Below are 9334 nucleotides of genomic sequence, written 5' to 3' on the forward strand. Positions count from 1 at the left end.
CCCCCGGACCCCCGCCGTCGCCTGCGCCTGCGCCTGTGCCGACACCCTCCTCGCCGACCGCCCCGACGCCACCGTCGTCCGGCACGCCGACGCCGTCGCCAAGGCGCACGCCCCGGACACCGACCCCGCCGCACTGGCCCTCCGCGTCGCCGCGGCCGCCCGCCTCCCGGACGTGTTCCTGCCCCCGCTCACCCCCGCCCCGGCCGTACTGCGCGACCGCCCGGTCACCCTCTGGCCGTACGGCGCCCCCGTCGACCCGGACGATCCGGACGCGGCCCCCTGGGAGGCGGCCGGCACCCTCCTCGCCCGGCTGCACCGCGCCCCGGTCCCGCCCGGCCTCCCCCCGATGCGCGGCCCCGCCAAGGCCGCCCACGCGCTCGACCGGCTCCGCTCGGCCCGGCGCACAGCGCCCCACGCGCCGGCCCGCGCCGCCGCCGAACCCGTCCTGGCAGCCTGGGCCGCCCTCCCCGCCTGGGCCCGGGCGACCGCCCCGATGCCCGGCCCGGCGGCCCTCTGCCACGGCGACCTGCACCTCGGCCAGCTCGTCCGGCACCCCCTCCCGGGCGGTCCGTGGAAGCTGATCGACGTGGACGACCTGGGAGCCGGCGTACCGGCCTGGGACCTCGCCCGGCCCGCCGCCTGGTACGCCTGCGGACTCCTCCCGCCCGACGAGTGGGCCCGCTTCCTGGCCGCCTACCGGCGGGCGGGCGGACCGGCCGTCCCCGCGGACGGCGACCCCTGGCCCGCCCTCGACGTCCCGGCCCGCGCGCTCACCGCGCAGACGGCCGCCCGGGCGATCACCAAGGCGCTCGCGGCGGACCGCCCGCTGGACGAGGTGGAGCAGGCCGTGGCCGACGCCTGCGCGCGCATGCCCGCCGTCCCTCCGAGCCGGACACCCTGAGTCCCGCGGGGGCCTATCGTCCGGTCCGGGCCGGCACCCCGGCCGACCCGGTGCGGAACAGCGGGTCCTAGGCTGCAACCGCCCCGGCCCGGACGGAGTCTGTCCCGGGGGGAACACGAAGCACGACCGACCGGCGAGGAGTTGAGCCGACCATGCAGTGTCCGAAGTGCCATGCGCCGATGCACACCTACAACCGCAACGGCGTCCAGATCGAGCAGTGCAGCGGCTGCCGCGGCATCTTCCTCGACTACGGCGAGCTGGAGGCGCTGACCCGCCTGGAGGCCCAGTGGGCGCAGCCGGCCCCGCCTCCGCCCGCCGCCCCGCAGGCGTACCCGGCGGCTCCTCAGGCGTACCCGGCGGCTCCGCCCGCGCCCGCCTGGGGCGCTCCGCACGGCGGCCACCACGGGGGGCACGGTCACTACGACCACCACCGCCACAAGAGCTTCGGCCGCATGCTCTTCTCCAGCTGAGCAGACGCGGAAGCCCCCGGCCGTTCGAGACGGCCGGGGGCTTACCGATGTGTGGACGATACTGGGATTGAACCAGTGACCTCTTCCGTGTCAGGGAAGCGCTCTCCCGCTGAGCTAATCGTCCGCGGACCGTGACATTCGAGTCACGGGCAGTGCGCGATACTGGGATTGAACCAGTGACCTCTTCCGTGTCAGGGAAGCGCTCTCCCGCTGAGCTAATCGCGCGGGGTGGGACCTTCGAGAAGATCCAGGATCCGAAGATCCAGTGGACGATACTGGGATTGAACCAGTGACCTCTTCCGTGTCAGGGAAGCGCTCTCCCGCTGAGCTAATCGTCCTTGGAGGTGGAGACGGGATTTGAACCCGTGTAGACGGCTTTGCAGGCCGTTGCCTCGCCTCTCGGCCACTCCACCAGGAGTGTAGGGGATCGGGATGACCCCTTCTTCCTTCGAGCGGACGACGAGGCTCGAACTCGCGACCTCAACCTTGGCAAGGTTGCGCTCTACCAACTGAGCTACGTCCGCCTGTCGTTTCGGTCCGCTTGCGCGTCCCGGCGACGTGTTGAACTCTAGCGGATTCCCGGGCCAGTACAAAAACGCGTTTGCGCAGCGTGCTGCGGTGCGCCCGGCGGACCCGCCGGCCTGGGCACCCTCCGGGACATCCCCGGGCCACCCGGCGGACACCCGACCTAGACTCGACCATGTGCTCCACCACCCTCCTCTGGCCCGCTTCGGCGACCGCGTCGCCACCGGCCTCCTCGACGTCACCGATGATCCGGCGGCCCTGGACTCCACCGGCTTCTGGGCCGTCTGCGCGGACTTCGAGGGCCGGCTGACCTGCGCCCGCTTCGCGGACGTACGGGAGGAGCCCGTGCCCGCCCCGGTGCCGGGCCGCTGGCGGGGCCCGGCGGCGGGGGAGTGGACCTCCTCCCTGGACCGCGCCGCGTACACGGCGGCCGTCCGCCGCATCCGCGAGCACATCGCGGCCGGCGAGGTCTACCAGGCCAACCTCTGCCGGGTGCTCACCGCGCCGGTCGCCCCCGACGCCGACGTGGACGCCCTGACCTCCCTGCTGGCCCGGGGCAATCCCGCGCCGTACGCGGGAACCGTCCGCCTGCCCGGGCACGGCGTGGAGATCGCCACCGCCTCGCCCGAGCTGTTCCTGCGCCGGGACGGCCGTACCGTCGAGTCCGGGCCGATCAAGGGCACCGGGCGCACCGAGGCCGACCTGCTGGAGAAGGACTACGCCGAGAACGTGATGATCGTGGACCTGGTCCGCAACGACATCGGGCGCGTCTGCGCGACCGGCAGCGTGACCGTCCCCGACCTGTGCGCCGTGGAGAAGCACCCGGGGCTCGTGCACCTCGTCTCCACCGTCCGCGGCGAACTGCGGGCGGGCGCCGGCTGGCCGGAGCTGCTGGCCGCGGCCTTCCCGCCTGGCTCGGTCACCGGCGCCCCCAAGTCGAGCGCCCTGCGGATCATCGAGGCGCTGGAGACGGCCCCGCGCGGCCCGTACTGCGGCGGCATCGGCTGGGTGGACGCCGACCGGGGCACCGCCGAGCTGGCCGTGGGCATACGCACCTTCTGGATCGACCGCGCCGACGGCGTCCTGCGCTTCGGCACGGGCGCCGGCATCACCTGGGGGTCCGACCCGGAGGGTGAGTGGCGGGAGACCGAGCTGAAGGCGTCCCGGCTGCTCGCGGTGGCGTCGGGGGAGTACGAGGAGACGGAGGGGCTGCCGGGATGAGGATCTGGCTGGACGGCGGGCTGCGGGAGGCGGAGTCCGCCCGGGTCTCCGTCCTCGACCACGGCCTGACCGTCGGCGACGGCGTCTTCGAGACGGTGAAGGCGGTCGACGGCCGGCCGTTCGCGCTCACCCGGCACCTTGACCGGCTGACCCGCTCGGCCCGCGTCCTCGGTCTGCCCGAGCCCGACCACGACGAGGTGCGCCACGCCTGCACGGCCGTGCTGGAGGCCAACCCGATGCCGCTGGGCCGGCTGCGGATCACCTGCACCGGCGGTCACGGCCCGCTCGGCATCGGCCGCGGTGAACACGGCCCGACCCTGGTGGTGGCCGTCGGCGCGACCACCCGCCGCCCGGACTCCACCGTGGCGGTCACCGTCCCCTGGACCCGCAACGAACGCGGCGCCCTCGCCGGGGTGAAGAGCACCTCGTACGCCGAGAACCTCGTCGCCCTGGCCCGCGCCCACCGACTCGGCGCCTCCGAGGCGCTGTTCGGCAACACGGTCGGACGGCTCTGCGAGGGCACCGGGTCGAACGTCTTCGTCGTCCTGGACGGCGAGGTGCACACCCCGCCGGTCGCCTCCGGCTGTCTGCCCGGCATCACCCGGGCCCTGGTCCTTCAGTGGACGGGCGCCAGGGAGACCGACCTGCCGCTGGACGTCCTCCTCCGCGCCGACGAGGTCTTCCTCACCTCCAGCCTGCGGGACGTACAGGCCCTGCACCGGATCGACGGACGCGAACTGCCCGGCACGCGGGGGTCTGTGACCGCCGAGGTCGTGCGCGTCTTCGCCGAGCGCTCCCGGCAGGAGCCGGACCCGTGAGCCGCCGCCCGGCTGACGGCGGGGGCCGGCGCGCACGGGCGGCGACCGCGGGCGGACCCGGGCGGAATGCCGGAAAACGGGCTGACACCTCCGGCCGCCGCGGGTAGAACACCTGTGATGACCACGACCCTGCGGCCGGCCGAGCCGCTCCGGCAACACCCCGACGGAACCCGCTCGCGGCGCTACGCGGTCTGCGTGAACAGCCGTCCCGTCGGCGAGATCCGCCTCGGCACCTCGCCGTCCCTCGGCGATTCGGTGGCCCGCGTCGTCGACCTGCGGATCGCCGAACCCGACCGGAGGCGCGGCCGGGGCACCGTGGCGGCGCTCGCCGCGGAGGAGGTCGCCCGGGGCTGGGGCTGCGTGCAGATCGAGACCGTGGTGCCGGTCGCGGCCGAGGCCGCGCTGGGCCTGTTCGGCGTCCTCGGCTACACCGAGCGCAACCGGCGCATGGAGAAGCGCCTCGGCGCCACCCCGCCCGAGCTGCCCGCGGACAGTCACGCGCGGCCGATGACCGGGGCCGAGTTCGACGCGTGGCGGGAGGTGGAGAGCGAGCACTTCGCGCGGATGTGGATCGACCGGGGCGTCCCCGAGGCCGCGGCCCGGGCCAAGGCCCGCGGCGTCCACGTGCGGCTGCTGCCGGACGGACTCGCCACGGACCGCATGCTCTTCAGCGTGCTGGAGCACGCGGGCAGCCGGGTGGGCACCCTGTGGGTGGCTCTGGAGGAGGAGATGGCGTTCGTCTTCGACGTGCGCACCGACGAGGACCACCGCGGCCGGGGACACGGCCGTACGCTGATGCTGCTGGCCGAACGCCAGGCGATCGGGGCGGGCCGGGCGGTCCTCGGCCTCAACGTGTTCGCGGGCGAGACCCCGGCCGAGCGGCTGTACGCGTCACTCGGCTACGCGACGGTGACCCGCTCCCTGAGCAAGCCACTGATCTAAGGGTGCCGTCCCGGGGGCCGATACGCCTTCCCGGGGCCGGGATGCGCCGCCCCAGCGTGGGGCGTGCCGTCCCGGGGCCGGACGTGCCGTCCCGGGGCCGGACGCGCCGCCCCGGGCTCCCGGGACGTGGGCGGCTCGCGGGCCGCTCAGGACTCGCGGTCGTCCTGGTCGGCCAGCAGGCGGTCCGCGATCTCCTCGATGCGGGCGCGCAGTCCCTCCTGGCTCTTGCTGCCGTCGAGGCGTTCGCCGCCGATGACGTACGTCGGCGTGCCGGTCACACCGATCGCCTTGCCCTCGGCATGGTCGGCGTCGACGATCAGGATGTGCCGGCCGTCGATCAGCGCGGTGTCGAACTCCTCGGCGTCCAGGCCGAGTTCACCGGCCACCTCGACGAGGAAGGGTTCTCCCCGAAGGTCCAGTTCCGCCCCCCGCTCCAGTACGGCCTCCACGTACGGCCAGCCCTTGCCCTGCTCCAGCGCCTCCTCGGCGGCCTGCGCGGCGGCGAAGGAGTGCCGGTGCTTCTCCAGCGGGAAGTGCCGCAGCCGCAGCTCCAGCCGGTCGCCGTAGCGGGCCCGGAGCGTACGGATGTCGTCCAGGGCGGTGCGGCAGTCGGGGCACTGGAGTTCGCACCAGACGTCCAGGACGAGGGCGTCGGCGCGTGCGGGGGAGGAGTCGCTCATGCCCACCAGTCTTCCAGGCGGGGCGCGGGCGACCCAATCGGAGCCCCGGCGCCCGGTGCGGCCCCGACCGGTGCTCCCGTAGGACCCGACCGGTGCTCCCGTAGGAGAGGACCCGGAGATGTCCCCGATGTGCGGCGGGAGCATGGCTTCGCGGCCGTCCCGCGGTGCACGATGGAAGCGACGGACCGAGCCCGCGAGGAGGACCGGATGATCGCCGAGACAGTCTGCTCCGCCGTGTCCGCGGCGGGCCTGGGTATAGCCGTGGTCACGGCCTACCGCAAACGATTCCTGACGGCGGCCCGCCTCGCGGCCTACTCCCTGGTGCCGGTCGGCCTGGTGATGACCGGTGTCGTCGGCTGGCTCGCCGACACCGCGCTGAGCCCCACCGCCTGGGCGGGCTTCGGCGTGCTGGGCGCGGCCTGGCTCCTGTTCGCCGGTACGCGTGCCGTGGAACGCCGGCGCGCGGGCAGCGGCGCCGAGCGCGAGACGGCCCGGCGGACGGAGCGGGGCGCGGTGGCGCCCGCGGCCTCCGCGCCCTCGCCGGGCGGGCCGACCGGACCCGGGGCACGCCCCGCCACCACCCGGTCCGCCGCACCCCGCGCCCCGGACCCGGCGGAGGACTTCAGCGACATCGAGGCCATCCTCAGGAAGCACGGCATATGACAGTCACATGACTCGGTGAACCGACACAGTGGGTCGGTCGGCGTCCGGAATCGTTCACCAGCCGAACGAGACCTCGCGGTATTCGGTGACTCCCGCAAGATCCGTGCGTGCTGATCGCGGCCGGGGCGCGGCGTGCGCCATGATCTGCCGCGAGATGCTGGACACGACACAGAGTGAGGCCGCGCCGCCGAAGGACGAGCCTCGCGGGTGCCTCTTCGCCCTCTCCCAGCCACCGCTGATGATCTTCCTTGCGGTGATCGGGTGTCTGATCCTCATGGCTGCGCTGCACGACCTGCTGCTGCTGTGAGGCGTACACGTCCGTCCCGGCGCCACCCGCCGGGACCGACGTCGCACCAGCCGCCGTCTCCGTCGCCCGCCGTCTCCCTCGGCCGCCGCTCCCCTCGGTCTGCCGCCCTCTCAGCCCGTGGCCTCCTTGCGGCGGGCCCGGTAGGCGGCGACGTGCAGCCGGTTCCCGCAGGTGCGGCTGTCGCAGTAGCGGCGCGAGCGGTTGCGGGAGAGATCCACGAAGGCGCGCCGGCAGTCCGGTGCCTCGCAGCGCCGCAGCCGTTCCCGCTCCCCGGCCACCACGAAGAAGGCGAGCGCCATCCCGCAGTCCGCGGCCAGGTGGTCGGCCACGGAGGCGCCCGGCGCGAAGTAGTGCACGTGCCAGTCGTAGCCGTCGTGGTCCGTCAGCCGGGGCGTGGTGCCCGCGGCGGCGACCAGCTCGTTGATCATGACGGCGGCGGACCGGGAGTCCGGGGCCGCGAAGATCGCCGCGAAGCGCCCCCGGACCCTGCGCACCGCCGAGAGGTCGAACTCCGACAGCACGCCGACGTCGCTCATCCTGTGGTTGCGCGCGAAATCCGCGAGCGCCTGGACATCGGGCAGTCCGTCAACCGCCGTGTCGTCCTCGGGCGCGGAGTTCACCAGATCCACCACGGTGTCGAGGGCACACCGGGTGTCGTGGGTGATCAGCACGTGTCGCTCCCTGGCCTGGGGGTCGGGCGGGCGCCCGCCGATGCTGGCCGATCGTAGCGACAACCGCGCCGACCGTACGCGTCCTTGCCCGACCCCGGTTCACCGGTGGAACGGCTCCGTGGGCCACCTGGTTCCCCGAGGCGTCGCGGCGGCCGCCGGGAGCGCCCACGGGACCGTGCGCACGGCGTATCCGCCCGTGCGCGGGCCGCGACAGAGGGTGACGTGCCGACGCCGCCCCGCGGAGTCTCACGGTGACGGCGTCGGCTCATGCCGTATGCGGTTGTCTTGGCCCGAGCCGTCTCCCCGAGTGGACGGCGCCGGGCTGCTTCGAGGGGCCGCGGCCTAGCTCTCCGCCAGGATGTGCGACAGCTCCTGATCCAGGTCGAAGTGCCGGTGCTCCGTGCCGGGCGGCACGGCGGCGTCGGTTCGCTTCAGGAAGGACTCCAGGGCCCGCGCCGGGGCCTCCAGCAGGGCCTCCCCCTCCGGGGAGCTGAGGGCGATGCACACGACGCCCTGACCATGACTGCGCGATGGCCAGACGCGGACGTCGCCGGTGCCGGTGGGCCGGTGCAGCCCTTCGGCGAGGAGGTCGCGGGCGAACACCCACTCGACGGTCTCCTCGGCTCCGGTGTGGAAGGTGGCGTGCACGGCGTAGGGGTCGGCCGTGTCGTACCGCAGGCCTGCGGGGACAGGCAGGGAGGACTCGCTCGACACAACGAGGCGCAGGTGCAGCTCGCAGCTGACCGTGGTGTTCATAAGCGCCAGGGCCTTTCGCTCAGTGTGCGCTCGGGGATTCGCACGTCGGCGAAATCGACATGCCACCTACGGTGCCGTTGTAAACCCCTCTGAGGGTTTTGCGTGCCTTTACGTAACTCTTCCGGCCGAGAACTCGTACCGGATCTACGGCCATTACGGTGACTGGATTCACTCGGGTAGGGTTTGTCTGTATGAATACGGGGAGTGACGAATCGAGCGAGGCCGTCGTGGCAGCGGACAGGGTGAACGGGGACCGGCCGGAAGGCGGCGACGGGGCCGGGGACGGCCTCGGCTCGCGGGCGCCGCGATTCGTCCAGTCCCGCCGTCTGCTGCACCTGAGCTGGCAGGTCGGGGTCTTCGTGCTGGGCCTCGCGGTGGTCGTCGCGGGCATCATCATGCTGCCACTGCCCGGGCCCGGCTGGGTGGTGATCTTCGGCGGCATGGCGATCTGGGCGACCGAGTTCGTCTGGGCCCAGCTCGTGCTCCGCTGGACCAAACGCAAGGTCACCGAGGCGGCTCAGCGGGCCCTCGACCCCAGGGTGCGCCGCCGCAACATCACGCTGACCGTGATCGGCCTGGTGATCATCGGCGCCCTGGCCGGGATCTACCTGTGGAAGTTCGGCCTCGTCATGCCCTGGAAGATCAAGGACCAGTGACACCGGTACCGGGCGGGGCGGCGCCCACCGCCCCGCCCTGGTCGGAAGCACCCCCTGACATGGGGTAATGTTCTTCCTGCGCCCGGGCGATTAGCTCAGTGGGAGAGCGCTTCGTTCACACCGAAGAGGTCACTGGTTCGAACCCAGTATCGCCCACCCGGACCGACGGCCCACCTGCGACCAGCAGGTGGGCCGTCGGCGTCTGCGCACCCCGGCCGTCGGCTCGACACGCGCCGCCGCGACCGCGACCACCCCGGCGGCCCCCGGCGGACCCCGGTCCCCGACCGGCCGCGCCGTCGGCGTCCGCGGCGGCGCGGTGGACCGTACGCCCGAACGGGTTCCAGGGGGTCCGTGACGCCGGCCGCCGCCCTCCGGGCGCTCGTCGTGGCTCCACGGCGTGCGGCGGCCTCCGCGGGCCCGTGGCGACCGCTCCCGCCCCCAGGACGGCGCGGAGCCCCGACGGCGCTCACCGGACTTGACGACGTTCATCACCTCCGGCGACGCTCACCGCCCCCCGACGGGGCGCACCGGCCCTGCCGACGAGGCTCGCCGCTGCCGACGGGGCTCACCGGCTCCGACGGGGCTCACCGGCCCCGGCGGGGCCGACGGCGGGGGCGGGGGAGCCGACGGCGTCGGCGCGGCCGGGAGGTGGACGGTGTGGTCGCGAGGCGGCGCGTTCGGCGGACCGGCGGCGGCCCGGACGCGGGATCACGCCACCCCGGCC

At 74.0% G+C, this 9334-nt stretch carries 11 protein-coding genes and 6 tRNA genes; 9 read left to right on the forward strand and 8 right to left on the reverse strand.

Annotated features, from left to right (window positions below):
• Window positions 1-901, forward strand: a 901-nt coding sequence (locus IF37_RS0137115; protein ID WP_030753666.1) for a phosphotransferase family protein, incomplete at its 5' end; no start/stop codon positions are given.
• A 152-nt stretch (window positions 902-1053) separates the two neighbouring features.
• The gene (locus IF37_RS0137120; protein ID WP_079166066.1) at window positions 1054-1371 is read left to right on the forward strand and encodes a zf-TFIIB domain-containing protein; all 318 of its coding nucleotides are present in this window, start codon (window positions 1054-1056) and stop codon (window positions 1369-1371) included.
• Between the two features lie 52 nt (window positions 1372-1423).
• Here IF37_RS0137120 and IF37_RS0137125 read toward each other — a convergent pair.
• From IF37_RS0137125 to IF37_RS0137145, 5 genes are all read right to left on the reverse strand, one after another.
• Window positions 1424-1495: transfer RNA gene (locus tag IF37_RS0137125), tRNA-Val, on the reverse strand.
• A gap of 29 nt (window positions 1496-1524) precedes the next feature.
• Window positions 1525-1596 (reverse strand) — tRNA-Val (locus IF37_RS0137130).
• Between the two features lie 41 nt (window positions 1597-1637).
• A tRNA-Val gene (locus IF37_RS0137135) sits at window positions 1638-1709 on the reverse strand.
• Window position 1710: 1 nt separating this feature from the next.
• Window positions 1711-1784, reverse strand: a tRNA-Cys gene (locus tag IF37_RS0137140).
• 38 nt (window positions 1785-1822) lie between these two features.
• Window positions 1823-1895 (reverse strand) — tRNA-Gly (locus IF37_RS0137145).
• A gap of 178 nt (window positions 1896-2073) precedes the next feature.
• On the opposite strand from IF37_RS0137145, the gene IF37_RS0137150 reads away from it, so the two are divergent.
• The 3 genes from IF37_RS0137150 (at window position 2074) to IF37_RS0137160 (ending at window position 4877) form a co-directional block, all read left to right on the forward strand.
• Window positions 2074-3117: a chorismate-binding protein gene (locus tag IF37_RS0137150; protein WP_030753672.1), complete on the forward strand. Its 1044-nt coding sequence runs from the start codon at window positions 2074-2076 to the stop codon at window positions 3115-3117.
• A complete protein-coding gene (locus IF37_RS0137155; RefSeq protein WP_030753675.1) occupies window positions 3114-3935 on the forward strand; it encodes an aminotransferase class IV in 822 nt (273 codons plus the stop codon). The genes IF37_RS0137150 and IF37_RS0137155 overlap by 4 nt, the downstream gene beginning before the upstream one ends.
• A gap of 117 nt (window positions 3936-4052) precedes the next feature.
• Complete coding sequence (locus IF37_RS0137160) at window positions 4053-4877, forward strand: N-acetyltransferase (RefSeq protein WP_030753678.1); 825 nt, start codon at window positions 4053-4055, stop codon at window positions 4875-4877.
• Window positions 4878-5023: 146 nt separating this feature from the next.
• Here IF37_RS0137160 and IF37_RS0137165 read toward each other — a convergent pair whose 3' ends face one another.
• The gene (locus tag IF37_RS0137165; protein ID WP_106981937.1) at window positions 5024-5557 is read right to left on the reverse strand and encodes a DsbA family protein; all 534 of its coding nucleotides are present in this window, start codon (window positions 5555-5557) and stop codon (window positions 5024-5026) included.
• A gap of 207 nt (window positions 5558-5764) precedes the next feature.
• Between IF37_RS0137165 and IF37_RS0137170 the strand changes: the two genes are divergently transcribed.
• Together IF37_RS0137170 and IF37_RS45130 are read left to right on the forward strand one after the other, a co-directional pair.
• Window positions 5765-6220 (forward strand): hypothetical protein, encoded by a 456-nt coding sequence (locus IF37_RS0137170; protein ID WP_030753683.1) that lies wholly within the window; start codon window positions 5765-5767, stop codon window positions 6218-6220.
• Window positions 6221-6374: 154 nt separating this feature from the next.
• The gene (locus tag IF37_RS45130; protein ID WP_164932512.1) at window positions 6375-6527 is read left to right on the forward strand and encodes a hypothetical protein; all 153 of its coding nucleotides are present in this window, start codon (window positions 6375-6377) and stop codon (window positions 6525-6527) included.
• Between the two features lie 110 nt (window positions 6528-6637).
• On the opposite strand, the gene IF37_RS0137180 is transcribed toward IF37_RS45130, so the two are convergent.
• The gene (locus IF37_RS0137180) at window positions 6638-7198 is read right to left on the reverse strand and encodes a CGNR zinc finger domain-containing protein (RefSeq protein WP_030753686.1); all 561 of its coding nucleotides are present in this window, start codon (window positions 7196-7198) and stop codon (window positions 6638-6640) included.
• Window positions 7199-7540: 342 nt separating this feature from the next.
• Window positions 7541-7954, reverse strand: coding sequence for an SsgA family sporulation/cell division regulator (locus IF37_RS0137185; RefSeq protein ID WP_004002642.1), 414 nt, complete (start codon window positions 7952-7954; stop codon window positions 7541-7543).
• Window positions 7955-8145: 191 nt separating this feature from the next.
• On the opposite strand from IF37_RS0137185, the gene IF37_RS0137190 reads away from it, so the two are divergent.
• Both IF37_RS0137190 and IF37_RS0137195 read left to right on the forward strand, forming a co-directional pair.
• A complete protein-coding gene (locus IF37_RS0137190) occupies window positions 8146-8610 on the forward strand; it encodes a TIGR02611 family protein (protein ID WP_030753691.1) in 465 nt (154 codons plus the stop codon).
• Window positions 8611-8694: 84 nt separating this feature from the next.
• Window positions 8695-8766: transfer RNA gene (locus IF37_RS0137195), tRNA-Val, on the forward strand.
• Window positions 8767-9334: the final 568 nt, after the last annotated feature.

The organism is Streptomyces sp. NRRL S-31 (genome assembly GCF_000718775.1).
Lineage (GTDB): Bacteria > Actinomycetota > Actinomycetes > Streptomycetales > Streptomycetaceae > Streptomyces.